The organism is Flavobacterium cellulosilyticum (assembly GCF_004349355.1).
In the GTDB taxonomy this organism is placed as follows: domain Bacteria; phylum Bacteroidota; class Bacteroidia; order Flavobacteriales; family Flavobacteriaceae; genus Flavobacterium; species Flavobacterium cellulosilyticum.
On record NZ_SMFK01000001.1, the window covers coordinates 503,822 to 529,317 of the forward strand.

Below are 25,496 nucleotides of genomic sequence, written 5' to 3' on the forward strand. Positions count from 1 at the left end.
TTATGAAAAATTATTTCAAAACAATAGTAAAATATAGCCTTTTAGTTGGCTTGGTCGCCTTTCCGATATCTTGTGAACAATATCTTGATGTATCTCCTAATACTTTGATTTCAGATACTGAAGCATTTGAGGATTTTACTAAATTTCAAGGTTTTACTGAAGAACTATATCAATGTATTCCAGATTTTACCAATGGATATTGGACAAATTCATGGAATTGGGGAGAAGATGAAATTCAATCTTCAGCTCGTGATTTCCATTTTGTATGTAAAATCGACAATGGAAATTTATGGGGTTGGCAATCGCAACAGGATGGTTGGCAAGCAGGTTGGATGAATCGTAACAATGTTTCAACAGACAACGACCGTTTTCATAAAGATTTATGGACATTAGGTTGGGCTGGTATTCGTAAAGCAAATATAGGTTTAGCCAATATTGATAAATTGAATGCAACTCAGGAAGAAAAAGATTTAATAAAAGGGCAACTTTTGTTTTTTAGAGGATGGTTTCACTTCCAGTTTATTCAATATTTTGGAGGGCTGCCATATATTGATACTGTACTTCCTAGCGATCAGCCTTTGAGATTACCAAGACTTAGTTATGCCGAATGTGCAAATAAAGCAGGGGCAGATTTTAGAGCAGCAGCAGATTTATTACCAGTTGATTGGGATAATACCACTGTTGGTAAAAGAACCCTAGGAAAAAATGCTTTGCGTATCAACAAAATTATGGCCTTAGGTTACTTAGGTAAAAATTATCTTTGGGCAGCAAGTCCGTTGATGAACAAAGAATCAACAGGAAGCGCAACTTATAATATAGAATTCTGTAAAAAAGCAGCTAAAGCTTTTGGTGAATTATTAACTAATACGGAGAAGAGTGATTCTAAATACTCATTATTGCCATTCACTAATTACAGTGATAACTTTTATACCACTGGTAAAAACTGGGCAATTCCTGGAGGAGCTGAAGCTATTTTTAGAGGACCTTATTGGGGAGCTAATGGTTCTAACTGGGGTACAAGTAAGCAATACCAACCATCACCTATACTAGCAGATGGAGATGTGAAATTCTTGCCTACTGCAAACTATGTTGATAATTATGGTATGGCAAACGGTCTTCCAATAACAAGTATTACTCAAGCTGATGCAGAGTCAGGTTATGACCCAACTCATCCTTGGCAAGGTCGTGATCCTCGTTTTTATAACGATATTGTTTATGATGGTGTAAAATGTGTTAAAGGAACATTGCCTGCAGCTTCTGAATCAGATCGTTATGCTAAATTGTTTACGGGAGGTAGTTATCGTAATATAAGTACTGGAAGTAGAACAGGTTATTTACTTTATAAATTTATTCCAATTACTGCTAATAAATACGATGGAGGTTATGACTGGGGTAATAATTTAAATATCCATATTCCATGGATGCGTTTATCAGATATTTACTTGATGTATGCCGAATCAGCCGCTATAGGTTATAATTCTCCAACTGCGAAAGATGAAGCGTATAATAAGACTGCTGTAGATGCTATCAATATTGTTAGAGATAGAGCAGGTGTAGGTCATGTTGCGAACAAGTTCTTAGCTTCTGTTGATCCTTTTATGAATGAAGTAAGACGAGAGAGAGCAGTTGAATTAGCTTTTGAAGGTCACCGCTTTAATGATCTACGTCGATGGATGCTATTTATAAAAAGTCCATATACTTTAAAGAAATCAATTGAATTTGATAGAGATCCAAGTTTTAGTACCGCAAATCCTAAAACAAATAAAGTGCTTAATATTCGCGAAACTGTTATTCTAGAAAGAAATTTAAGTGACAAGCATTATTGGTTACCATTGAAAAATGCAGATGTAAATATGTATTTGGAGTTTGCTCAAAATCCAGGATGGTAATTATTAAGATTATTTTAAAAATTATAAAAACAAATTAGAAAATAATGAGATATATACAACTAAAAATAGTGTTATGTTTTTTAATTATTGCTTTTTCTCCCACAGTTTTAATTGCTCAAGTTGTTAGAAATATTGATGTCAATGGTAGTGTTAGGAGTGCTAAAGGAGAGCCAGTTATGGGTGCTACTTTAGTTAGTAAAAAAGGTAATATTTCCACAACTACTGATTTTGCAGGTAAGTTTACAATTAATGTACCTATAAATTCAAATTTATTAATAAATGCTACGGGGTTTGTTTCAAAATCTGTAGTTGTTACTCCAAAATCGAATGAAATTGAAATATTATTAGATAAGGATCAGTCAGTACAAGTAGCTTTTAGGAAAGTTCAAGAAAAAGACCTTTTAGGAGACGTATCCTATGTTAACATTCCTGAAATTTTGAAAAATAATTACACAACATACAGTTTAGATGGTTTACAAACTTTTGTAGGTGGTTTTAATGGTAATATCTGGGGGGCTGGAGGCTATTTAGTATTAGTTGACGGGATTCCACGTGATGCAACATCTATATTACCTGTAGAGATTGAACAAGTTTCGTTTTTAAAAGGAGTTGCTGCAGTAGCATTGTATGGAAGCCGTGCTGCTAAAGGTGTTGTTTATATCACTTCTAAAAAAGGCGTTATTCAAAAACAACAAATTGCTGTCAGATTCGATGCAGGGATTAATCTAGCTAAAAGCTTCCCTAAATACTTAGGTTCAGCAGAATACATGAGCTATTACAATCAAGCGCGTTCAAATGATGGCTTATCACCATTGTATTCACAGGAGACTATCTATAATTATGCGTCTGGTAGTAATCCTTACCGTTTTCCAAATGTAGATTACTATTCATCTGATTATCTGAAAGATTTTGCTAAAAGATATGATGCCAATGTAGAAATTAAAGGCGGAAATAAAATAGCCCGATATTATACAGTAGTAAATTTCTCTAATACAGGAGATTTGTTGAATTTTGGTGAGGCTAAGAAAAACAATACAAATCGTTTTAATATAAGAGGAAATGTAGATCTTGCAATTAATGATTTCATTTCATGTACAATTGGTACTAACGCTATCTATTATAATGGTAGAGGAGTTAATACAAATTATTGGAATAGTGCAGCAAATACAAGACCTAATCGATTTTCTCCATTATTACCTACGGATATGATTGAAGAAAGCGACCAAGGTTCCCAAGGTATAATAAAAGATAGTAACTATCTTATTGATGGTAAATATTTATTAGGGGGTACGCAATTGGATTTAAATAATTCATTTGCTGCAATTTACGCGGGAGGATATAATACATATACTAATCGTCAGTTTCAATTTAATACAGGTGTAAATGCTAATTTGAATAGTCTTTTAGATGGATTGTCTTTTAAGTCTAAGTTTGCTGTGGATTATGAAACTTCCTATTCTCAATCCTACAATAATAACTATGCGGTATATGAAGCAGCGTGGAATAACTATGCAGGAAATGATCAAATAACATCTTTAACTAAATATGGTGATGATTCTAAATCAGGAATTCAGAATATTTCTAATAGTGCATACAAACAAACCATAGCTTTTTCAGGTCAATTTGATTATGAGAAAAAGATTGAAGGAGGTCATAACTTTTCAGCTATGTTGATAGCAAATGGATTTCAACAAGCCCTTTCACAAGTTTACCATAAGGTAAGTAATGCAAATTTAGGACTTAATTTAAGTTATAATTTTGCTGGAAAATATTACGCTGAATTTAATGAAGCTGTAGTGCATTCTGCTAAATTTGCTAAAGGAAAGAGACTTGCAACTTCACCTACATTGTCTTTGGGTTGGAGACTTAGTCAAGAGAATTTCCTGAAAGATTGGTCCTCTTTAGACAACTTGAAATTGACAGTTTCTGCCGGTATATTGAATACAGATTTAGATGTTTCTAACTATTATTTGTATCAAAGTATCTATACACAAACGGATGGAGCTTGGTTCAGTTGGAGAGATGGTTCTTTAAACAGAAGTACTGATTCTCGAAGAGGTGAAAATTTAGACCTTTCGTATGCTACAAGAAATGAGGTAAACGTAGGTTTAGAGGCGTCATTTCTTAAAAAACTAATAACGTTTAATGGTACTTTCTTTGCTAACAAAATTAAGGGTAATCCCATACAAGCATCTGTTTTATATCCTAATTATTTTAGTACAGGTTTTCCAAATACCTCTTTTATACCTTATGTTAATTATAACAATGATGATCGTATTGGTTTTGATTTCAACGTTAGATTTAATAAAAGAGTTGGTCAAGTAGATTTGTCTTTAGGAGTTACAGGTAATTATTATGACAGTAAAGCTTCTAAAAGAGCAGAACAGTTTGAAAACGACTATCAAAATAGACAAGGGAAACCAATAGATGCTCTTTGGGGACTTAAAAGTGAAGGCTTTTTTATGAATGATTCTGATATTGTTGGTCATGCTTCACAAACATTTGGTACAGTTAAGCCTGGTGATATTAAATACCATGATCAAAATGGAGATGGTGTTATTAATTCACAAGATGAGGTTTATTTAGGTAAAGCTGGATGGAGTGGTTCTCCTTTTACTGGAGGTATTAATTTTACTGCCAAATGGAAAACATTAACATTTTTCGCATTAGCAACTACACAAATTGGTGCTTATGGTATGAAAAACAATTCTTATTTTTGGATAGATGGTGAAGATAAATATTCAGTTATGGTAAGAAATAGTTGGACTGTTGAAAATCAAGCAACTGCTACTTATCCTAGATTGACTACAAATACAAGTGATAATAACTACCGTTCATCAGATTTTTGGATTTACAGTACAAACAGAATTGATTTAGCGAATGTTCAGATTTCATATGATTTTCCAAAAAAGTTGATTCAAAATTCATTTCTAAGTGAATTAGGAGTTTATGTAAATGGTTCTAATTTGTTAACAATCTCTCCAGAACGCGAAACTATGGAGTTAAATATTGGTGGATCGCCACAAACTAGGTTCTTCAATTTAGGCTTAAAAGCTTTATTTTAAATTAACAAATCATTAAAAAATAAATGATATGAATAAAAAAATCTTAATAATATTATCAGTCATCTTTATGTGTGTTAGTTGCGATGATCTCATCGAGCCAGCCATAGAAAACAATAGAGGACTAAGTGATATGTACGATGAGGCAGGTTATGCACAAGGAATTTTACTGAATGCTTATACTAGACTACCTGGAAATGGATGGTCATTTAATGATGTAGCAACTGATGATGCCGTTTCAAACGATGTTAGTAATAATTATCGTAAAGTGGCTACGGGACAATGGACGGCAAATTTTAACCCTTTAGATCAATGGACAAATTCAAAGGCTGCAATTCAATATTTGAATATTTTTCTTGCAGAAGCTGATAAAGTTAATTGGGCAAAAGAAGAAAATGTTAGTAAGTTATTTAGACAACGATTAAAAGGAGAAGCTTATGGATTGCGTGCACTTTATATGTACTATTTGTTACAGGCGCATTCAGGTATAACTGATAGTAATGAGTTATTGGGTGTTCCTATACTTTTAGAGCCAGAAGGGGCATCTTCAAATTTCAATATACCTCGAAATACATTTGAACAATGTATGGCTCAAATTTATAGTGATTTAGCAAAAGCTAAAGAAATGCTTCCATTAGATTTTGAAGAAGCTACTACTTTGCCCCCAGGTTATACTAATTTGAATGATTATAATAGAGTTTTTGGAGATTATGCTAGACAAAGGGTAAGTGGTAGAGTTGTAATGTTTATTAAAGCAAAAGTGGCTTTATTGGCTGCGAGTCCAGCTTTTAGTTCTGGCAACTCAACTACTTGGAGTAATGCTGCTGATTATGCTGGTCAATTACTAGCACTCAATGGTGGTATTGCAGGACTAGATGCAAATGGTTTAACATGGTATAGTAATGCTACAGAATTGACTAATTTAGGAACTGGAAAAAATTCCAAAGAAGTTGCTTGGAGAACGGATATTGCTGAGAGTAATACTTTAGAAGCCGACAATTTTCCTCCTACACTTTATGGTAGTGGGCGTATTAATCCTACGCAAAATCTAGTTGATGCTTTTCCAGATATTAACGGATACCCTATTACAAGCGCATCAAGTAATTTTAATGCTTCTACTCCTTATGCTAATCGTGATCCCCGCTTGAAGACTTTTATTTTAGTTAATCAAGGTACGGCGGGTGTAAGTGGAACGGTTATTACTACAGCTAGTAACGGAACTACAAATGATGCCCTTAATAAGGTAGCAACTTCAACTCGAACTGGTTATTATATGAGAAAATTGCTAAGACAAGACGTGAATTTAAACCCTTCGTCAAGAACTACTCAAAGACATTATAGACCACGTTTGCGTTATACAGAATTATATCTTAATTACGCAGAAGCGGCTAATGAGGCTTGGGGGCCTGTAGCAAATGGCAGCTATGGTTTTTCTGCCTTTGATGTAATAAAAGCAATAAGAAAACGTGCGGGTATTACCCAACCAGATCCTTATTTAGAGTCTATCAAATCAAATAAAGATGCTATGCGTGTTTTAATTAGAAATGAGCGTCGATTAGAATTATGTTTTGAAGGATACCGTTTCTGGGATTTGCGTAGATGGAAATCAAATTTAACTGAAACGGCTAAAGGTATGAACATTCAAGGAACTACTGCTGCTCCTACATATACTTTAATTCCATCTGTTGAGAATAGAGTTTTTAGTGACTATATGTATTATGGACCAATACCATATAGCGAGACGCTTAAATTTAAAGCATTGCAACAAAACAAAGGATGGTAAGGTTTATAGAGCCTATATGTATGCTATTTATTTTAATATAATTTCAAAAAAATGAAAAACAAGCTATTTTTAATGTTTACGATTTTATTTATCACCTTAACATCTTGTACAAATCAAGATGCTGCATTTGATAATTTTGAGTATCAATCGGTTTATTTTGCCTATCAATTTCCTGTTAGAACAATTACTTTAGGAGAAGATACTTTTGACACCTCTCCAGATAATGAGCATAAGTGCAAAATAATGGCTACTTTGGGAGGTGTTTATAATAATGATAAAGATGTCACCATCGATGTAGAAGTGGCTAATTCTTTAACTCAAAGTTTGTTGTTTAAGGCTGCAGGTGATAATATTGTTCCAATGCCTAGTAATTATTATTCTTTATTGTCTAATAAAATAAATATTGGTAAAGGACAAGTTACTGGTGGTGTTGATGTTCAGCTAACTGATGCTTTTTTTGCAGATCCTCTTGCTCTAAAAAACACTTATGTTATCCCTATTAAGATGACTCGTGTTGTAAATGCGGATACTATATTGTCAGGAAAAGCATTAGTTGCTAATCCTAATAAAGCAATTGCTACTGATTGGTCTGTAGCTCCAAAGGATTTTATATTCTATGCTGTAAGATATGTTAATCCTTGGGATGGTAATTATTTACGTAGAGGAAAAGATATTATTGAAGGTAATAATGGAAATACTTCCCTTAATAAAACAATTGTTAGACACAAAACATATGTAGAAAGTGACGAGGTATATAAAATTAATACTTTATCATTAACTAAAATAGATTTTCCAGTTGTTTATAAAGATGCGGCTGGAAATAACATAAACTGTAAACTGATACTTACTTTTGATTCAGTGGGTATTTGTACGGTTTCTTCTTCTAATCCGGCTAGTTATACAGCAACTGGAACAGGTAAATTTGTAAAAGGAGGAGAGAAAAACAGTTGGGGATCAAAAGATCGTGATGCTCTGTATCTTGATTATAAGGTTAATTTACAGAGTTTTAATGTTGCAACAAATGATACATTAGTATTAAGGGACAGAGGTGTTAAAGCGCAAACATTTTCACCAGTTCTTAAGTAATTATCAATTATAAAACTAAATGATATGAAAAAAATATATAGAATTGTGCCACTAGCTGCGTTATTAATAACGTTAGCAGCATGTACAGAACCACATGTGCTTTCTTATGAAGTTGAAAAGCCTGAAACTATTGCTAATCAGGATAAAATTAATGCATATGCAGACTTAAAAACTTATGTTGATAGAGCGGCGAATCCTAATTTTAAATTAGGAGCAGGAATATCATTATCTGATTATACAAGTAAAAGCATAATGTATAGGTTGGTAAATAAAAATTTTGATGAGATTACTTTGGGCTATGAAATGAAACATGGCGCAATAGTTAAAGCGGATGGAAGTCTTAATCTTGATAATGTCAATAAATTATTAAAATCAGCTCAAGAGTCAAATGTTTCAGTTTTTGGCCATACACTTTGTTGGCATGCCAATCAAAATGCAACTTATCTTAAAAAACTGATTGCACCAATTGTTTTATCATCAACAGGTCCAGGTTGGGATTCTGTAATAGCGGTTGACTTTGAAAATGATGTTACGGCAAATTATCAATCTAATGCCAATGCAGTAGCGAGCTTTACGGCTATGGGACAAGGAGCCAATGGAGTAGGAAGAGCATTGAAGATTACTAATGCTAGTGTTCGTGCCAATGATTGGGAAGCGCAGTTTTTCTTAAAATTTTCTCCAGCTGTACAGCAGGGCGAAAAGTATACACTAAAAATGGACGTTCGTTCAGATGTAGCTGCTTCTTATTCTACACAAGCACACGTGACTCCGGGTGCTTATAAGTTTTATGATTTCTTTGGAAGTATCTCATCAACAACAACTTGGGCGACTTACACCAAAGAGATTACAGTTTCAGCAGATATGGCAACTTGTGGTGCTATTGCCTTTAATTTAGGAAAAACAGCCACAAGTTTTTATTTTGATAATATCACCTTAACAAAATATAACGCAACTGGCAGTATTCAAACACAAGAAAAAACTCCTGAACAGAAGAAAACTATTATATCTGGAGCCCTTGAAAAATGGATAAAAGAAATGGTTGTTAATTGTGCTCCATATGTAAAAGCTTGGGATGTCGTTAATGAGCCAATGGATGATGGAAAACCATACGAATTAAAAACAGGCATTGGTAAAACCAATATGGCTGCTGATGACTTTTACTGGCAAGATTATTTAGGAAAAGATTATGCCGTTGATGCCTTTAGACTGGCAAGACAATATGGTAATTCCTCAGATAAATTATTCATAAATGATTATAATCTTGAATATAGTATGGATAAATGTAAAGGTCTTATTCAGTATGTTAATTATATTGAAAGTAAAGGTCAAAAAGTGGATGGTATTGGTACTCAGATGCACATTAGCATAACTTCTGATAAAGCTAAAATTGCAACGATGTTTCAATTGCTAGCTGAAACTGGTAAACTTATAAAAGTTTCAGAACTAGATGTTGCAGCAGGAACTAAAGGAGTAAAGCTTACAGATGATCAACTTCGATTGCAAGCAGAGATGTATCAATATGTTGTGGATATGTATATGAAATATATTCCATCAAGCAAGAGATACGGAATTACTGTTTGGGGCTTAACAGATAGTAAGGATGACGCATCTTGGTTACCAGGTATGCATCAAGGTTTATGGGATGTTAATTTTACTCGTAAACCTTCTTATACTAGTTTTGCCGAAGGACTTAAAACTCTAAAATAATAGTGTATTACTAAACCGGTTTCTTTATCGGTTATTTAAAACAGTTAATTTAAATTTCCCTTTGGATGTGTTTTTTAACAACAGCCAAAGGGATTATTAATTTTAAAATCATTCTAAAATGAAGTTGTATAATTTTTTTCGTGTAGAATTTGTTTTTCTACTGCTTTTTTTTGTATCCTGTTCAAAGGATGATACACCAGCAACATCCCCTCCTTCTACTCCAGTAGTAGAAAAAATAACTTGGCCATTGGGAACACCTAAACTCAAAGTTGTTGGTAAATACCTTCAAGATCCATGCGGGAATATCATTAAATTACATGGTGTTGCAATGACTCCTAGTCCTTGGTTTAATGGTGGAGCAGTTGGTGAATGGCGTTGGAATAATTATGATGTGGCAGGTTGCTTACAATATAATAATGCTATAATAGATAAATTATCTGATGCAAAACAAGGTTGGTACCTTAATTATGTTAGATTGCATATAGATCCTTACTGGACAAATAATTTAGGGATTTCGGGCATTCAAGAAAATGATATTTCACAATTTAATATTGAGAGGTTTAAAGATGCAATAGACAAAGTGATTATTCCACTTATAGCACATGCAAAAACAAGAGGAATGTATGTTATTTTGCGTCCACCTGGTGTTTGTCCTGAGCAAATCGCGGTTGGTGGTGCTTATCAGGATTATTTAAAACTGATATGGGATTATATTTCAAAGCATCCTTCCTTAAAAAATTCAGATCATTTGATGTTTGAATTAGCTAATGAACCCATAAGAATTAAACTTCCGGACGGTACTTATGGCGCAAATACTCAAGCACATTTTGATCAGTTAAAATTATTTTTTCAACCCATCGTTAATATGATTAGAGCTAATGGTGCCAATAATATTCTTTGGATTCCAGGTTCTGGATGGCAATCACAGTATAAAGGATATGCTGTAAACCCTATTGAAGGCGAGAATATTGGCTATGCAGTACATATTTATCCTGGATATTGGGGAAAAGATAATAATGATCCTACTGTATTTAGAGCTAATTGGAATGAAAATATAAAACCTGTGGCCGATATAGCACCAATTGCTATTACAGAAATTGATTGGGGTCCAGATAAATACTCCGTTTGGGGAAAAGGTGGGCTAACAGGAACAGCAGGAGGATGGGGATTTGGTGCTAATTTTAAAGTGCTAACTGATGAATCTGCTAATGTAAGTTGGAATGTTTTGTCTCCAGAAAATCTTATCGATAAAGGGTCAGTTAATGGAGGAATTGCGTATGATAATAATCCACAGGCCTGTGCTAATGCTGTAAATATTTGGTTTAAAGAATATGCCAAAAAGCTGGTGATTTGTAAATAGTAACTATCATTTGTATTTTATAGAACGCTAGTTCATACATTACTGACCTATTTTATGTATGAAAAATAAAGAATTAAAAACAAGAATATTTCGGTAGCTATTAAGCCCCTTAGTGTTACAACATTTGGAATTAAAAGGCAATTCTAATATGGTCAATTAAAATACAATCAGTTGTTTTTTATCAGACTGAAGTTATTTGTTTTAATAAGAACAGTATAAATTCATTAAAAAATAAAGAGAAGTAAGTAATAGAACTATTAACTTTAAACATATGAAAATTTCATGAAAATGAATAAAAAGTAGCAAACTAGTATTATTTTTAAAAGTAGCAATAGGGGCTTTTTATTCTCTTGTCCCTCTTCGGATTAACGACTTTGTTGCTCAAAATAAAACTCTATACTATCATCTTCATAAGCATTTGCACTATCATTCTTTTTTACATCATCTACAACTTTTGCAAATAGATATACGTAGGTATCATCCCACATTTCTTTCATCATAAGGTGCTGTTCCAACAAGAATGGTTTTTGCATCAAAAGTTTTAATAGCAGGATCGTTCCATCCAGCATCAATAGTTCCGTCTTTTGTTGGAGCACTAAAAGACCTATAAACAGGTGTAACTTGCTGAACAACCTTGCCTTTAACAATATTTGATAATCCCTTTAAGGCTGTTGCATCTATTGCCTCAGCAGAAATGTAATAATCACCTCCAGAAACGTTGTTACATGTAAATGAATACGGAGCCGTTGCATCTTCACTTAGTAATACTTTTCCATTAAAAAACTGAACTTTAACTGCATCATTGTTGATGTCAGTAACCTCGGCAGTTATTATTATTGTTGCAGGTTCAGCGTATTATTTTTTATTTGTTGGACTTGTATTAGTCACACTTGGAGTGTTGGGATCTGCAGGAGTTTTCCAACTTTGAATCCACATATTGTAATCCGTGTTCGGATAAGGATGCTCGTGGATATCCGTATTAACAGTTTTATCCTCAAAAAGGAATTTATCCACAAATGCTTTTATTGCTGGAGTTTGAGTAGCTGGAACTGCACAGTGACCATGTCCTCCATCAATATAGAACCCAAATCTGTCTGAAATACCAAATTCCTTGTACACTTCCTCAGTTGCTCTAGCCGACACATAAGCGGATTCATTAGCCAGCCATTGAAAATCAGTATTTGCTGTTACTAATAATGCTCTTGGGGCTACCATGGCCATTAATTCATGATGATCGTGAGGCAAAACACTGGCTCTACCACTAAAAGTACTTCCCATATTGGGTAAAAACCAAGAATAGTTGGTGTTGTCTATTTTTTCAACACCAGGAGTAGTTTCAGATACACGCCAAGAAGGAGCTCCTCCTCCACCCGATTCTTGTGCGATAGTTAATGCGATACGTTCATCAAAAGCACCTGCAAATAATGCCATTTTACCAGCGTACGAACAACCTGTTACAGCAATATGGCTTACATCAGCGTTAATCTGAGCTTTTACTATTTCTATTCCGTCAATCAAGCGACTAACTCCCCAGGACCAAGCACTGTAATTACCCATAGTATAGGTATCAGCATCTGGATGAAATTGTGGATAGAGTTTAAAATATGGATCCGCTGCATTTCTACTTCCTTGCGAATAGGTTACTACCTGATTGTGAATGAATGGGATTTTGATTGCATTTGCAAAAAGGGTTGCAGGTAGGCTTCCTGTTCCACTGTTCATCCCTATTATTATAGGAAAAGGACCAGCACCTGTTGGGATGGTTACATTTGAAATTAAAGTAAGTGTTTGTCCATTTTCGACAACTACTACAGTTAGAACCCCACCAGTATAGGAAGCTGTAATATTAGCGGGACGAACGGGCTTCAATCCTATTTCATATTGTTGAATTTCGGCTTTAATTTCATTCCTTCTACATTCCCAATCATTGAAATTAGTTGACCTCCCACTTCCATTAGACCATGCAAAAGGATCAGGAAGCATTGGGTAGTTTATAAGATTGTTAGGTGAAGGAAGTGGAGTCGCAGCACAAGACACTCCTGTATTCTCACTATTATAAACAGCGGGGTGCTGTGCATAGGTATTGAATGTTATACATGCGCTTGTTATAAGCGCCAATAGGGTTAATTTTTTTTTCATTTTTAAAGGTTTTCCGTTAATTAATTATTTTGGTTTAATCCTATGATTCTCGTTTATAATCCATTGGAATTCCTTTAAATGATTTGTTTTGCACAATCGGTTGTGTTAATGACTTAAAAAAAATCAATTATCCTTACTTAGTATTAAGTATCTATAATTGATAGGCTTAGCTAATTTAAATAAAAATATTTATGAAACACAAGCGATTGTGTTTCGTTTTTAATTATTTCATATTGCTATTCAAATAATTAAGGAAGTTGCGAAGTTGTTATATTAGATAAATTGTTCATCAAAAAGGAGAAGCTTGATTTAATTTTAACAATTTATCTAATACAGTTTAAATCTTGTAAATTATATAAGATAGGGTTGTATCGTCACGATAGTTCCATCTTCATTATACTCAATTTCAGTTACCTTTATAGAACGTAAATGAGTTATTCCTTTTGATAAGCTAGAATCATGATAAAATAAATACCATTTCCCATTTACTTCACAAATGGAGTGGTGAGAAGTCCAACCCACAACAGGTTCAAGTATAACACCTTGATAAGTAAATGGTCCATAAGGAGAATCGCCTGTAGCATAACAAATATAATGGGAGTCACCTGTAGAATAAGAGAAATAGTATTTCCCATTGTATTTATGAACCCAAGCAGCTTCAAAAAACCTACGACTATTATCTCCAGCTAACAAAACAGCACCGTTCTCATCCAAAATTTGGATCTCTTTGGGTACCTCTGCAAATTCTTTCATGTCTTCTGAAAGCATCGCAATAATCGGACCCAAAGAAGCTTGATCTGCTGTTGGTTCTTCATTGGCTTCATCATAGGTATTATTTCTATATTTTTGCAATTGGCCTCCCCAAATACCACCAAAATACATATAGTATTTTCCGTCTTCATCTTCAAAAACAGCTGGGTCTATAGTATAACTGCCTTTTATGGCTTCCTTTTCGGCTAGGAAAGGACCAGCAGGAGTATCACCAATTGCCACACCAATTTGGAATATACCATCTCCACGTTTGGCAGGAAAATAAAGGTAGTATTTGCCATTTTTGTGAGCAGCATCAGGAGCCCACATCTGTCTTTCGGCCCAAGGAACGTCATTTACATGCAAGGCTAGTCCATTATCAACTGCAGGAGAATCTATAGCTTCCATTGAAATAACATGATAATCTTCCATTCCAAAATGATCTCCATTGTCGTTAAATGGGATTCCAGCGTCGATATCATGAGAAGGATAAATATATATTTTTCCGTTAAATACATGTGCAGATGGATCAGCAGTATACATGTGAGAAACTAAAGGTTGTGAAATCGCCTTATTATTTATTATTTCGAAATCCATATTTTCTGTACTTTCTTCAGGCATAATCGTATTTTTTATTTAATGTATACTAATTAAAGTCGTCGTTTTTTTAAATCAGCTTCTATTTCAACTTCCATTTTCTTATTGATTTCATAGAAAAATAAGAGCCCTACTCCTATTATAAATGGTATCGAGGGAATAATGCTTACCAATAATTTAATTCCATTTATAGCACTTTCTGCTTGTTGCAATGAATTGGGAACATAGTTAAATAAGCCTAAAACTGAAGTAGTCATTGCACCTCCAATACTCAATCCCGCTTTTAAACCCACCATCATTGCCGAAAAAATAATGGCCGTTGCTCTGCGATTATTTTTCCATTCAGAGTAATCTGCTACATCAGCGATCATAGCCCATAAAAGTGGGATTGTAATTCCATAGAAAAAACCGTGCAAAATTTGTGAAAAAAACATCAAAGCAACTGATGTAGGTGAAAAGAAATAAAAGGCAAGTATAAAAAGTGTTGAGATGAAAAGGAACAATCCAAATACGTTTCTTTTACCATATTTATCGGCTAAATTTTTAGACAATGTAATCCCAACTATCATAAAAATAATGCCGCCAGCATTAAACAATCCAAATCCAGCTGAAACAGGATCGTTTCCAAAAGTATTCAAACCAATTGTGGAAAGAAAATCTAAAATTGGTTGAATAAATAAAGCCAATTCCTCTTTGTCAACATAGTTTTCAAAATAGTAAACATAAGAGCCTCCTTTTATTGCTAAAGTAATAAATACTAATGTTGTGAGGCTTAACATAATGAGCCAAGGTTTGTTCTTTACCAAATCTCCTAAATCTTCTTTGACACTAGATTTTTGTTCTGATTTTGGAACTATTCGCTCTTTGGTTGTTAAAAAAGTAATTAATAACATTATAGTTCCCACGATAGCCAATACGGTCATTACTTTTTCAATTCCAATGGCTTTGTCCCCATTTCCGGCACTTTTGATAATTCCTAACATAAACACTTGAACAAAAAATTGAGCAAACATCACAGCTACAAATCGGTAGGAGGACAAACTATTTCTTTCTGACATATCACCAGTAATTACTCCACTTAAAGCAGAATAAGGTAAGTTGTTGGCAGCATAAAGCATCAATAAAAAAGTATAGGTTACCACAGCATAAATTACCTTTCCATGATAGGAGAAATTGGGAGTGGTAAAAGCCAATAATGCAATAACTCCTAAAGGTACAGCCGACCATAATATCCATGGTCTAAATTTTCCCCAACGAGAGTTCGTTCTATCTGCTAATACTGCAATAATTGGATTAAATACAAAAGCAGCTATTAATCCAACAACTAACATTATTATGGATGCATGTTTTGGAGATAAACCATAGATATCGGTATAAAAATAAGCTAAATAGGTCATTAAGGTTTGAAACACCAAATTTGCGGCGAGATCTCCTAAACTGTATCCAATTTTTTCTTTAATTGATAATTTTTGTGAAGTAGTGTTCATGAAGTTATTTTTTTTCTTTTTGTTTTAAACTCAAAACTTGATAATATGCTTTCTTTGGTTCTAAATTGGTATCAAATAGTAAAGGATAGTCAGTTCTTCCCCTAATAGGGAAGTTATTTAACCACGATTGAGAATCATTTACTCCCCAAAAAGTTACTCTACTTATTTTGTCTTTGTGTTTTAAAAATAATTTAAAGATTTCATTATAGCGTTGAGCAAGTTTAACTTGCATAGAATCTGGTAAAGTTTTAGGGTAGGGATTCATCTTTTCATTATTTTCAAATCTTTGGCTTACATCTGCGCCTTGTAATCCATAAGGACTTGGTAAAACGGATACATCAAGTTCTGTAATAGACACTTTTACTCCCAAATTAGAATATGCAATAATACTTTTTTCAATTTCTTCAATTTTTGGACTATCAAGATGCCAATGTCCTTGCATTCCAATACCATCAATTTTAACTCCTTTTTCTTGTATTTTTTTTACCATTCGAATTACACCCTCTCTTTTTGCTGGATTAGTCATGCTGTAATCATTATAATATAGGTCGACTTTAGGGTCAGCTGCCGCTGCAAGTTGGAACGATTTTGCAATAAAATCTTCTCCAAGTACTTTTAAAAACACCGATTTTCTTAAACTTCCATCATCGTTAACGGCTTCATTGACTACATCCCAGGAATCAATTTGTCCTTTGTATTTTTTTACAATAGTAGTAATGTGATTTTCTAATGCTGCATTCATTTCTGCGCTGTCTTTTATTTCAGAAAACCACTTAGGTAATTGACTATGCCAAATTAAAGTATGACCATGAATAAACATTTTGTGTTTTTTTCCGAAAGCAACATACTTATCTGTTGTTTCAAAATTAAATTTGTCTTTTTCTGGATGAACAAACATCGATTTCATGATATTTTCAGAAGTAATAGCATTGAATTCTGTTGAAATCAATTTAGTGACTTTTGGGTCTTTCTCTTCAATTTGACTTTCATCTAGTGCTGTTCCTATGTAAAAGTCACCGCTGAATGCATTTTTAAGCGAAACGGTTGAATCAGTTTTTTTTTGTACCGATGAGCAACTACTTAATGCAAGTGTTGCTGTTACTAGTAATAATAGGGTTTTACTTATTTTCATTATTTTTTTGATTTATATTTAGTTATTTTAATCCTTCAAGAAATCCGGTATAGGCAGCTTTGTATCCATAATTTGAGTCAAACAATAATGGCCATTCATATTCTGTTACGACAGGCCAACCTCTTAACCAAGAGTCATTATCTCTAACTCCCCAAAATGTAATTCCAAATCTTTGGGCACTTGGAATTGTTTTATACAAAACCGCTATGCTTTTATACTTTTCCTTTTGAGCATTTGATCTTTCTGCGGTAAAAGAAGTTAACGCTAAATCTCTATTGACAGACATATCCAATTCAGAGAAATGAATTAATAATCCAGTACCCACAAGAGGTGACAAAGTTGTACTTATGGTCGCTATGTCAGGATAAGAATAGCCTACGTGCATTTGAGAACCAATTCCATCTATAGGAATAGCTCTTTTTTTGAAATCGGCCACCATATCAACCACACTCTTAACTTTTGATGTTTGACTGTCTAAATTATAATCATTGTAAAATAATTTAACTTCGGAATTAGCTTCTTTGGCCCAAGTGAAGCATTTGGCAACGTAGTCTGGTCCTAATTTAGCATAAAACGGGCCTGCAAGAGCCTCGTTTGTAAAGGCTTCATTTACAACATCCCAACTTGCTACAACTGACTTTCCATCGGTGGTTTTGGCAAGAGCAAAATGTGCTACCGTTGCTTTTATATATCCCTTCACTTGTGCTTCAAATTCTACATCTGTTCCTGTGAAATTTTTTAACCACGTAGGTATTGATGCATGCCAAACCAAGGCATGCCCATGAACTCTAAATCCATTTGCTTTAGCATAAGCTACAATTGCATCTCCTCTACTAAAATCATAGGTGTTTTGTCCAGTAAACATTGCTCCCATTTTCATGTCGTTTTCCGCTGTGATGCTGTTGAATTCTTTATTTAATATAGAGGTAAAATTATTATCAGAACCAGATAGTCTGTTCGCAGAAACAATATTTCCTATAGGAAATGTAGCGGCTGCTTTTAAGGTAATAGCATTGGGCGCAGGAGTTGGTTTTGGCGTAGTGTATACTTGGTCAGTTTCTAATCCTCCGCCACAACTTACTATGGTCGTGGCAATAATTATTGCAAATGCTGATGAAATTTTGTTGATGTTCATATTCAATAATTTATTTTAGGTTTTGGTTAATTTTTTATGTTAAAATTTTCAGGAGGACCTAAATTTGTTTTTTTTAATTCGCTTTTTTCGGTTTCTATAATAATTTTTTGAAGTACTAAGCCCTCATCGATTCTATAGTAATTTAAAATATGATTTCCAGGAGTTGCAATCTTAAATTCAGTAGTAACTACTTTAATGCTTTCAGAAACATTTTTATCCCAGTATTTAGGAACTTTACCATTGTAATCAAAAATATAAGGATCTGAATCGTAATTTACTTTCACAGGGTTTTCCTTGTCAAAAGATAAACCAAAATACATACCTTCTCTTGTAGAATAATTAATCGTTGGAGAAAAATACATGCTCACTTTTACAGTTCCTGTATTTTTAAAATTTACATTGTAAGAAAGTTTTGGTGAATTGGCATTTAATTCAACTCTACCTTTTTTGATAGGTAAAGAAATGACAGATGAGTTCGTTTTACCTAAGTTTTCAACCGTTTCCCATTTATAAGTTTCAGGTTCAGTTTTGTCTGCATAATGTTCTGCATCTATAGCAATGAATCCGTTGTTTTCTACAAAACCAACATTACCTTCTCGTTTTTCATTGATGATTTTAATTAGAATTGGAATGCTTTTACCATTTCCAGAAACTACAATTGTGCTCGTTTGAGTACCTTGTGGCGCTTTTTCCCAAATGATTCCTACTTTTATACGCTCTTGTTGGTCAATCGCTCCTTTCGATTTAGAAAATTTAATCCAATCTGATTTGGAAAATATAGAAAAATCAAAAGGTTTTGTTCCTCTATTAAAGATATCAATATAGGACGAAGTGTTGTCAAGTGAATTAAACGCTGGCAATATGGATTCTTCAGTTGCATTTGGCCACCATTCAGTAGTTCCTTCAATAGTAACACCCATTTCAGCTGCACTTGGAATGCTAATGGTTTTTGTTGCAGGTATGATATTCGTTTTAGGATCTGACCAAATTGTATAACCAATATGGGTTTGCGACATCATGTGATTCCATTTGCCATTTGCCATTGTTGTATTGTAATAATCCGAAAGCTCAGCATCATTATCAAACAATGTTTTTACTTTGGTGGCATAATTGTTTGTCGCTGCTCTTCCTTGGCTTGCATACAGGCTGTTTTTTGCAACAGCAACATTCAATTCATGTAAATTGGCACTTGCTAGAACAGGATATAAAACCAATTGATAAAAAGCATCTCTAAATTCAGCGGGCAATTGATTATTTACTTCTTGCGCTTTTTTTGCCAAAGCATTATACTCTGAAACGGCCGTTTCAGCCTCGTTATAATCCGTTAGGCTATAGGTTGTAGCATTTAATAATTCGGGTTTTTTTCGTGCATTGTACTTGCTGTACATTTTCAAAAGTGTAGCAATAGCTGTTGCATTTTGCTCTCCAAAATTAGCCGAAGCCCATTGGGTATAATAGTCTTGTAAATTACCAGCATTCCAAGCTTCTGGATTCCAGGCATAATCCATGAAAAATTCAAGCGGAAATTCTACGGGTTTAATATCTCCTACATTCACAATCCATATTTGATTGACATCATGCTCATAAGCCAAATGCATTTGCTCCCAAGTGCGTTCGATTTGGTTGGTGTTAATCCATTTATAACTTCTTGGACCACCCACATAATCAAAGTGATAGTAAATTCCATAACCGCCTTTACGAGGTTTCGCATCTAATTCAGGCAATTTTCGTAAATTTCCCCAATTGTCATCGCACAGCAATAGCGTTACATCATCTGGAACTTGCATGCCTTTGTCATAATAATCCTGAACTTCTTTGTATAAAGCCCACATTTGTGGCGTTTGATCCGCAGGTTTTTTGGTCACACTACTGATAATTTCACGCTGTGTTTTTACAATATTTTCCAAAAGGCTAATTGCAGTTCCTTCGGTCATGGGTTCATCACCATCGCCACGCATCCCGATGGTTACCATGGTTTCTTTGTTGCCCATTCGTTGCATTCCCTCTGTCCAGAATTTTTTTAAACCCTCAGGATTTTTATTAAAATCCCATGCTCCATTAACGGCTTTGTTCCATTCTCCATGGGCTTTTGCTAATGGTTCGTGGTGCGAAGTTCCCATTACAATCCCGTATTCGTCCGCTAAAATTCCGTTTTGTGGATCATCAGCGTAAAATTTTTCACTCCACATGGCAGGCCATAAATAATTGCCTTTCATTCTGAGAATTAACTCAAAAACGGTATCGTAAAATTTAGCATTAAATTTTCCGTAATTGTCACGAACCCATCCTGTTAGTGCGGGAGCTTCGTCATTGATAAAAATGCCTCGGTATTTCACCTTTGGTTCCCCTAAGCTATGAATTCCTGAAAGAGCATGTAATTCTGATTGCTTTTTTGCGGGAACATCAGCCCAAAAATGCCAAGGCGAAACCCCAATTTGACTTGATAAATCATAGATACCATAGATTGTTCCGCGTTTGTCAGATCCAGCAATAACTAAGGCTCTTTTGATAGATTTCGTTGGGTTTTCTACAATTTGAGTAGTAAATTTTTCCCATTTCCCATGCAGTTCTGCGGGGTTTATTTTTCCTTCTTTGGCTAATTGATCGATGATGGTACTGTGTCCTAGTGTACCAATTATTATAGCATATTCAACCCCTGATTTGTTGTTTTGAATTCTGTTTGGATGTAAATTAGTAACAGCGAAAATGTCATTTTCTAAATGTCCTACCACACGTAAAACTCCCCCATAATCATTATCACTGATTACAATTGATGCCAATTTGCCTTTTGATGCAATGGGGAAACTTCCTTTTGAAGCTGAGTTTGTAACATATTTATTAGGATTGATAGCATAGGTATTAGTAGCCATCAAAACCAATAAAGGAAAAAGCAAGCAATAAATATATTTCTTTATACTATTTTTCATTTATTTCATTTTATGTAGAAGACCCATTTCTAAACCTCTTAATTCCGCTAATCCTTTCAATCGTCCCACTAAGGAATATCCGGGGTATTGTTCTTTTCCGTCTTCTATTGAATGTAAAAAACCATGATCAGGACGCATTGGCAAACTGATATTTCTTTTTTGCATCAGCACAATCAATTTTTCCATAATACTTGCAATTGGATTATCCCCATACAAATGTTCGGATTCTCTAAAAATCGCTTTACTGTCTCGAGTCACATTTCTTAGATGTAAAAAATGAATGCGATCGCCGTAATTGTCAATCACTCTTTCTAAATCATTTGTAGGGTCGGCACCTAATGAACCAGTGCAATAACACAATCCGTTGGCATTTATAGGGACAGCTTCAAATAGTAGTTTTAAGTCGGCTTCGTTGCGTACGACTCGTGGTAATCCTAAAACGGAAAACGGGGGGTCATCTGGATGAATTGCTAGTTTTACACCCAATTCTTCGGCAACTGGAGCGACTTCGGATAAAAAGTATATCAAATTGGCTCTAAGAGTATTGTCGTCTATATGAGTGTAATTTTCGAGTAAGCTTAAGATTTGCTCCTTTGTAAAATTGATTTTACTTCCCGGCAATCCTAGCAATACATTTTTAAATAACAAAGCTTTTTCGTCTTCAGAAAGTAGGTTTCCATACGCCAAAGCGATTTGTTTTTCTTCTTCCGTATAATCGTTAGCTACATTAGGTCTTTGTAATAAAAACAAATCAAAATAGTTAAAAGCAACTTGATTGTAAAGTAAGGCTTTGCTACCATCTGGATTTTCAAAAGCATGATGAGTTCGTACCCAATCCAAAATCGGCATAAAGTTATAAGTAATGACTTTGATACCACATTGAGCTATATTCTTTATACTAATCTTATAGTTTTCGATGAAAAGCAAGTAATCGCCGTTGGCTTTTTTAATATCCTCGTGAACTGGTAAACTTTCAATCACCGTCCATTCCATTCCCGCATTTCGAATAATTTCTTGTCGCACTTGTATCGCTTCAACTGTCCATACATCACCAACAGGAATTTCATGTAAAGCGGTTACTATACCACTTACGCCACATTGACGAATATCTTGTAATGAGATGGCATCATTAGGTCCGAACCACCGCATTGTTTGTTGCATTTTTTTCATTTACAATCTAAAATTAAAATCCAATACTATTTCCACCATCAACAGGAAGAATTGTTCCCGTTACAAATTTGGATTCACTTGTAGCAAAATAAAATACTGCATCTCCAATATCCGAAGGTTCTCCTAAAATTCCCATTGGAGTCCTGGAAAGCACCTTGTTTTTTCTTTCTGGGTCACTGTCTAATGCTTTTGCTGACATTTTTGTTTTGATAAAACCAGGTGCTACACAATTGACACGAATTCCCATTGGAGCTAGTTCTACTGCCATGGCTCTAGTCATTGCTTCAATCGCACCTTTACTAGCTGTATAAGCAATTACCTTTGGAATACCATATTGTGACGCCATTGAACTGATGTTGACAATGCTTCCACCTCCATGATTTTGCATCACTTTTACCACTTCACGGCTTACTGCAAAAACACTTTTTAAATTAGTATGAATAATGGACTCGAAATCTTCGTCCGTTACCTCAATAAATTCTTTTTTAGAATTGATTCCTGCGTTGTTTACTAAAATGTCAATGTTACCACCTTTGGCAATATCAGCTATCATGGCTGGAATTCCAGCTAAATTATTCAAATCATATAAAACTGGAATCGCATTTGCACCAATTTCGGCGCAAGCTTCCTCTGTTTTTTCTTTTGTTCTTCCTATTATAAAAGTGGTAATACCGTTATCACATAATTTTTTAGCTGTTGCAAAACCTAAACCAGAATTACCTCCTGTTACTATTGCTATTTTTGTATTCATATTTTTTTTAAGTTTAATCGGTTAACTGTTTAATTGGTTAATTGTGAAATGCCAAAGCGATTAAACAGTTAGCCAGTTGAACTTATATATTTTTTTTATTGCCATTGAAATTGCAATTGATTTTGAACTCAGTTATTTCCCGGTGCGAAAGGGAATTTTAAAGATTTAAAATACTCTAATGAATGTACTGGTTTTTCAACTCCTTTTGGTAATTCTTTTCCAGAAAATTGTTGAAAATACAACAAGCAGGCATCGCGCCACCATTTGGCTTCTTTTTGTTGAATATGGAGTAGCATCTGCACTTCTTTAAAACGATTTTCGTCTACATACGATTTCATTTTTTCCCAAGTCGTTTGCATTGTTGTCACTTGATTTACCCCTTCTTGGTATTTCAATGCCAATCCATTCCATAGGGTTTCTCCGTTTTTCAATTTGTAATCCCAGGGCAAATGATGAAACCATAGCAAGTTTATTTCAGGGCAAGTGGCAACGTTGTTATATTGTTTTGCTACTTCTGGAGCGTATTGTGCAGTAGCATTACTTCCTGTCGAAGAACGGTCAAAACCAATTCCATTATTATCTGCTTTATGATAATATACCGGATTCCATTCTGGTCTCGATAAATCACTAACCCATGGCCCTGGTCCATAGTGATGTCCTGTGTCCATAATGTGATGCAATCCTAGCGGTGTCATATAATTGACTACTGCTTCTCTTGAATCTAACATCATTTTTAGTACAGGACTTACAAAATTGGGATTATTAGAAAAAGTCATTCGCAACCATTCATTGGCAATAGTCTCCGAATCTAAACTGGGGTTCCAAGCCAAACGCCCGAAACCATACCAATTGGCTTGTGCAAAAGGATGACCTGTCCAATTTAAATCATTTCCAATATTTGCTACTCCTGCTATTCCAGTAAGTTTGTGTTGATCAAGGGAACCTTCAATAATTTTAGCAACAGTTGATCCTTTTCCTTTGCTATAGGTATCTGCTTCTAAAACTTCTTGGTATAATTTTGGGAGATAAACTAAATGGGTGCTAAAACCCAAATATTCCTGAGTAATTTGAAATTCCATCATCAAAGGTGTTTTTGGCATTGCTCCAAACATAGGATGAAATGGTTCTCTAGGTTGAAAATCGATTGCTCCATTTTTTACCTGTAGAATGACATTGTCTCTGAACTTTCCGTCATAAGGAACAAATTCGCTGTAGGCTTGTTTGGCTCGGTCATCAGCATCATGTTCTGAGTATACAAAGGCTCTCCACATTACAATTCCGCCAAAAGGAGCCAAAGCATCAGCTAGCATATTAGCACCATCTACATGGTTTCTACCATAATTTTGTGGACCTGGTTGTCCTTCTGAGTTGGCTTTAACTAAAAATCCGCCAAAATCTGGAATTTGTTTGTAAATTTCGGATGCTTTATCTTTCCACCATTGTTGTACTGCAGGATCATATGGATCGGCAGTTTTTAATTTTCCTATTTCAATCGGTGCTGAAAATCGAGCAGTTAAATAAACTTTAATTCCATACGGTCTAAAAGCATCCGCTAAAGCCTTTACTTTTTCTAAATACAGTGGCGTCAATATCAATGCATTCGCATTCACGTTGTTTAAAACCGTTCCATTAATTCCAATTGAGGCATTGGCACGAGCATAATCAATATAACGTTGGTCAATAAAATCAGGTAATTTTTGCCAATTCCAAAGCGATGCTCCAGCATAACCGCGCTCTACTGATCCATTAAGATTGTCCCAATGATTCAGTACTCTAACATTAATTTTTGGAGAATCAATTATGGCTAAATTATCAATTGATTGATTGGTTTGAATCATTCTTAAAAAATGATAAACCCCATATAATACTCCAATATCTGTTTTGGCAGTTATTACCAATAGTTTTTTATTGTTGCTAGTACTTGAAATTATATAACCTTCATTGTTTATTGAAGTTATTTGTGATGCCAACTGCTGTTTCAAATTATCGTCAAGATTGCTAATAGAGCCAATTACTATAAGCCCTTTCGAGTCACTATTTTTTTCTATATTAATTCGAGAAGACAACATGCTTTGCAACCCTAATTGAAGTTCTTTTTGAGCAATTTGAATTGTTTGAGATTCACCAAAAGCAGTAATTCCTTTTATTTGAGAAGTATAAGTGTTTACTAAATTTACATTTTCAATAGGGTAATATTGTAACCACAATTTATAATCTTCCTGTGCCGTAGTACTTTCGCCTATTCCAAAAAAACAAAAGAATAAAAAAAGAAGCTTTTGAAAAAAATTAAATAGTGTAAATTGTAACTTCATTATTTTTATAGTTAAATTTATTTTAAAAAACTTAATTAATTTATTGTCTGAAAAAAAAATCAAGCATATTATACTATTATTAGTATATTTATTTATATTTGCAATCGGTTGCGTAAAAGTAATACTTTATATGAATAATAAAAATATTTTTGGATAAATATTTCTCATACACATAAATAAACCTAATAAAAAATGTGAACTAATTAGGA

At 34.2% G+C, this 25,496-nt stretch carries 16 protein-coding genes and 1 pseudogene; 6 read left to right on the forward strand and 11 right to left on the reverse strand.

From position 1 onward, the window contains the following. Positions 1–2: 2 nt before the first annotated feature. From E0F76_RS01910 to E0F76_RS01935, 6 genes are all read left to right on the forward strand, one after another. Positions 3–1,889 (forward strand): RagB/SusD family nutrient uptake outer membrane protein, encoded by a 1,887-nt coding sequence (locus E0F76_RS01910; RefSeq protein ID WP_132000706.1) that lies wholly within the window; start codon positions 3–5, stop codon positions 1,887–1,889. 44 nt (positions 1,890–1,933) lie between these two features. Continuing rightward, the gene (locus tag E0F76_RS01915; RefSeq protein WP_132000708.1) at positions 1,934–4,954 is read left to right on the forward strand and encodes a SusC/RagA family TonB-linked outer membrane protein; all 3,021 of its coding nucleotides are present in this window, start codon (positions 1,934–1,936) and stop codon (positions 4,952–4,954) included. 28 nt (positions 4,955–4,982) lie between these two features. Continuing rightward, a complete protein-coding gene (locus E0F76_RS01920) occupies positions 4,983–6,734 on the forward strand; it encodes a RagB/SusD family nutrient uptake outer membrane protein (RefSeq protein ID WP_132000710.1) in 1,752 nt (583 codons plus the stop codon). A gap of 51 nt (positions 6,735–6,785) precedes the next feature. Further along, entirely contained in the window at positions 6,786–7,820 is a 1,035-nt protein-coding gene (locus E0F76_RS01925; protein WP_132000712.1) for a DUF5627 domain-containing protein, read from the forward strand. 24 nt (positions 7,821–7,844) lie between these two features. Then, entirely contained in the window at positions 7,845–9,527 is a 1,683-nt protein-coding gene (locus tag E0F76_RS01930) for an endo-1,4-beta-xylanase (RefSeq protein WP_132000714.1), read from the forward strand. A gap of 118 nt (positions 9,528–9,645) precedes the next feature. Further along, positions 9,646–10,887, forward strand: a complete 1,242-nt coding sequence (locus tag E0F76_RS01935) for a cellulase family glycosylhydrolase (protein ID WP_132000716.1) — start codon at positions 9,646–9,648, stop codon at positions 10,885–10,887. A gap of 365 nt (positions 10,888–11,252) precedes the next feature. Here the strand turns inward: E0F76_RS01935 and E0F76_RS19530 are convergent, their stop codons facing one another. The 11 genes and pseudogenes from E0F76_RS19530 to E0F76_RS01985 all read right to left on the reverse strand — a co-directional run bounded on the left by E0F76_RS19530 (position 11,253) and on the right by E0F76_RS01985 (position 25,287). Next, entirely contained in the window at positions 11,253–11,483 is a 231-nt protein-coding gene (locus tag E0F76_RS19530) for a sugar-binding protein (RefSeq protein ID WP_132000718.1), read from the reverse strand. A gap of 103 nt (positions 11,484–11,586) precedes the next feature. Then, positions 11,587–11,724: pseudogene (locus tag E0F76_RS19995) on the reverse strand (Ig-like domain-containing protein); the annotation flags it as partial. 18 nt (positions 11,725–11,742) lie between these two features. Further along, positions 11,743–13,026: a glucuronyl esterase domain-containing protein gene (locus tag E0F76_RS01945; protein ID WP_181954027.1), complete on the reverse strand. Its 1,284-nt coding sequence runs from the start codon at positions 13,024–13,026 to the stop codon at positions 11,743–11,745. Positions 13,027–13,377: 351 nt separating this feature from the next. Next, on the reverse strand, positions 13,378–14,397 hold the full coding sequence (locus E0F76_RS01950; protein ID WP_132000720.1) for a glycoside hydrolase family 43 protein: 1,020 nt from the start codon (positions 14,395–14,397) through the stop codon (positions 13,378–13,380). Between the two features lie 29 nt (positions 14,398–14,426). Further along, entirely contained in the window at positions 14,427–15,860 is a 1,434-nt protein-coding gene (locus E0F76_RS01955) for an MFS transporter (RefSeq protein WP_132000722.1), read from the reverse strand. A gap of 4 nt (positions 15,861–15,864) precedes the next feature. Continuing rightward, positions 15,865–16,992, reverse strand: a complete 1,128-nt coding sequence (locus E0F76_RS01960) for an endo-1,4-beta-xylanase (RefSeq protein ID WP_132000724.1) — start codon at positions 16,990–16,992, stop codon at positions 15,865–15,867. Between the two features lie 22 nt (positions 16,993–17,014). Then, complete coding sequence (locus tag E0F76_RS01965) at positions 17,015–18,127, reverse strand: endo-1,4-beta-xylanase (RefSeq protein ID WP_132000726.1); 1,113 nt, start codon at positions 18,125–18,127, stop codon at positions 17,015–17,017. A gap of 26 nt (positions 18,128–18,153) precedes the next feature. Beyond that, entirely contained in the window at positions 18,154–21,054 is a 2,901-nt protein-coding gene (locus E0F76_RS01970) for a glycosyl hydrolase 115 family protein (RefSeq protein ID WP_132000728.1), read from the reverse strand. After that, entirely contained in the window at positions 21,055–22,224 is a 1,170-nt protein-coding gene (gene uxuA, locus E0F76_RS01975) for a mannonate dehydratase (protein ID WP_165932616.1), read from the reverse strand. 13 nt (positions 22,225–22,237) lie between these two features. Beyond that, positions 22,238–22,975 (reverse strand): SDR family NAD(P)-dependent oxidoreductase, encoded by a 738-nt coding sequence (locus E0F76_RS01980; RefSeq protein WP_132000730.1) that lies wholly within the window; start codon positions 22,973–22,975, stop codon positions 22,238–22,240. Between the two features lie 128 nt (positions 22,976–23,103). Then, the gene (locus tag E0F76_RS01985; RefSeq protein WP_132000732.1) at positions 23,104–25,287 is read right to left on the reverse strand and encodes an alpha-glucuronidase family glycosyl hydrolase; all 2,184 of its coding nucleotides are present in this window, start codon (positions 25,285–25,287) and stop codon (positions 23,104–23,106) included. Positions 25,288–25,496 lie beyond the last annotated feature (209 nt).

Bases quoted from the DNA above. Each gene is read 5' to 3' on its own strand.
- E0F76_RS01910 (WP_132000706.1), top strand. From the start codon at position 3: ATGAAAAATTATTTCAAAACAATAGTAAAATATAGCCTTTTAGTTGGC.
- E0F76_RS01915 (WP_132000708.1), top strand. From the start codon at position 1,934: ATGAGATATATACAACTAAAAATAGTGTTATGTTTTTTAATTATTGCT.
- E0F76_RS01920 (WP_132000710.1), top strand. From the start codon at position 4,983: ATGAATAAAAAAATCTTAATAATATTATCAGTCATCTTTATGTGTGTT.
- E0F76_RS01925 (WP_132000712.1), top strand. From the start codon at position 6,786: ATGAAAAACAAGCTATTTTTAATGTTTACGATTTTATTTATCACCTTA.
- E0F76_RS01930 (WP_132000714.1), top strand. From the start codon at position 7,845: ATGAAAAAAATATATAGAATTGTGCCACTAGCTGCGTTATTAATAACG.
- E0F76_RS01935 (WP_132000716.1), top strand. From the start codon at position 9,646: ATGAAGTTGTATAATTTTTTTCGTGTAGAATTTGTTTTTCTACTGCTT.
- E0F76_RS01945 (WP_181954027.1), bottom strand. From the start codon at position 13,026: ATGAAAAAAAAATTAACCCTATTGGCGCTTATAACAAGCGCATGTATA.
- E0F76_RS01950 (WP_132000720.1), bottom strand. From the start codon at position 14,397: ATGCCTGAAGAAAGTACAGAAAATATGGATTTCGAAATAATAAATAAT.
- E0F76_RS01955 (WP_132000722.1), bottom strand. From the start codon at position 15,860: ATGAACACTACTTCACAAAAATTATCAATTAAAGAAAAAATTGGATAC.
- E0F76_RS01960 (WP_132000724.1), bottom strand. From the start codon at position 16,992: ATGAAAATAAGTAAAACCCTATTATTACTAGTAACAGCAACACTTGCA.
- E0F76_RS01965 (WP_132000726.1), bottom strand. From the start codon at position 18,127: ATGAACATCAACAAAATTTCATCAGCATTTGCAATAATTATTGCCACG.
- E0F76_RS01970 (WP_132000728.1), bottom strand. From the start codon at position 21,054: ATGAAAAATAGTATAAAGAAATATATTTATTGCTTGCTTTTTCCTTTA.
- uxuA (WP_165932616.1), bottom strand. From the start codon at position 22,224: ATGAAAAAAATGCAACAAACAATGCGGTGGTTCGGACCTAATGATGCC.
- E0F76_RS01980 (WP_132000730.1), bottom strand. From the start codon at position 22,975: ATGAATACAAAAATAGCAATAGTAACAGGAGGTAATTCTGGTTTAGGT.
- E0F76_RS01985 (WP_132000732.1), bottom strand. From the start codon at position 25,287: ATGAAGTTACAATTTACACTATTTAATTTTTTTCAAAAGCTTCTTTTT.